This is a genomic window from Candidatus Thiosymbion oneisti (assembly GCF_900092655.1).
Taxonomy (GTDB): domain Bacteria; phylum Pseudomonadota; class Gammaproteobacteria; order Chromatiales; family Chromatiaceae; genus Thiosymbion; species Thiosymbion oneisti.
The window spans coordinates 1-1,325 of the sequence record NZ_FLUY01000258.1 but is presented as its reverse complement, the minus strand read 5'-3'; the positions used below and the strand labels follow the sequence as shown (position 1 = coordinate 1,325).

Annotated in this window: 3 protein-coding genes; all 3 read left to right on the top strand. The window is 55.4% G+C overall.

The genetic code is table 11. The annotated features are described in order from the left end of the window. Positions 1-336: 336 nt before the first annotated feature. Positions 337-483 (top strand): hypothetical protein, encoded by a 147-nt coding sequence (locus tag BQ17_RS21305; RefSeq protein WP_176722252.1) that lies wholly within the window; start codon positions 337-339, stop codon positions 481-483. 92 nt (positions 484-575) lie between these two features. After that, positions 576-1,151 (top strand): Uma2 family endonuclease, encoded by a 576-nt coding sequence (locus tag BQ17_RS23860; protein WP_141699043.1) that lies wholly within the window; start codon positions 576-578, stop codon positions 1,149-1,151. Continuing rightward, positions 1,073-1,325 (top strand): contractile injection system protein, VgrG/Pvc8 family (locus BQ17_RS02235; protein WP_256091446.1); only part of this gene is annotated, 253 nt, incomplete at its 3' end. The genes BQ17_RS23860 and BQ17_RS02235, both read left to right, overlap by 79 nt.

Genomic DNA, 1,325 nt, shown 5'->3' with positions numbered 1-1,325 from the left:
TTGCAATCTAAAACAACGAGTTATGGAGCGAATGAGCGGCCACGATGCCCTCATGGCTCGTTCCCACGCTCCAGCGTCGAGATGCGACAGAAACCGGAGTACACTCATAACAACCCGGTTGCGCAGGGCTATGTGGATGATCCGGCGCACTGGCGTTATTCCAGCCCGCGTAGGGCGGGAAAACGCAGCGCATCCCGCCGCGTCGGTTATTTTGGAGCCAATTCCTTTACAACATCGTTCGCCGCCCGATGCGGTGGATAGAGTCCCGTTTCTACGTCCCGGTGAAAGCTCGAATGTCGATACGGAGCAGGCCATTTCGTTTCACAGGGGTTACAGATGATCGCTCTCGAGTCCCTATCGCGTATATCGGTCGACGATTATCTGACCTTCGAGCAGGCAAGTAAGATCTGTCATGAGTTGGTCGATGGGTACTTGTATGCCAATGCCATTAAGTTAAGCATCACCGGCGCCGTTCGTGATTGATTGAGCGCTGCTTTTCGTCGCCCTCTCCCCAACCCCTCTCCCGCCGGGAGAGGGGCTTTGAGGCTTAACTTAACGGCATTGACTTGTATGCTATGACTGGCGCCAGTGATCGGCATGAGGAGATTGCGACCAATCTGCTGGCAATCTTGCACAGCCACCTGAAAGGCAGTGGTTGCCGAATCTACGGGAGCAATCTGAAGATCCGCGTCGGAGACGACTTTTTGTACCCAGACCTGTTTGTACGCTGTGCAACCGAGCGGGGAGACCCCTTTTTCAAGACCGATCCGACGTTGGTTATCGAGGTATTGTCTCCCAGCACCCGGAGCTATGATCGAGGCGACAAGCGACTCGTCTATCAAAGCCTCGTGACCTTGCAAGAATATGTGTTGGTCACTCAGGATACTCCTTCCGTCGAGATCTATCGTCGCCCAACCGACGGGTGGAAACGAGAGACTTACCAGGGGCCGGGCGAATCGCTCTCGTTCCAATCCGTCGCATTGGATATTGAGCTGTCAGATGCCTTGCGAAAATTGACAACTGATATCGGTATAATCTCTTCATCTACGTTTGCTTTTCCAAGGATGAAACCATGCCCCTCAGCCAACAAGCCCGGACCCTCGCGGTCACCACCCCCCTCGGCGAAGATGTCCTGCTCCTGCGCGCCATGAGCGGGCGCGAACACCTGAGCACCCTGTTCGAATACCAACTGGAACTCATCAGCGAGTCCCACCAACCGATCAAGCACGAGGCACTGCTCGGCCAACTCGCCACCGTGCGGCTGGAACTGCCGGACTACCAAACGCGCTACTTCAACGGCATTGTCAGCCGTTTTTCCCACACCG

What these genes read in the sequence shown, in the direction of transcription:
- BQ17_RS21305 (WP_176722252.1), top strand. Translation starts at nt 337, where the DNA reads ATGATCGCTCTCGAGTCCCTATCGCGTATATCGGTCGACGATTATCTG.
- BQ17_RS23860 (WP_141699043.1), top strand. Translation starts at nt 576, where the DNA reads ATGACTGGCGCCAGTGATCGGCATGAGGAGATTGCGACCAATCTGCTG.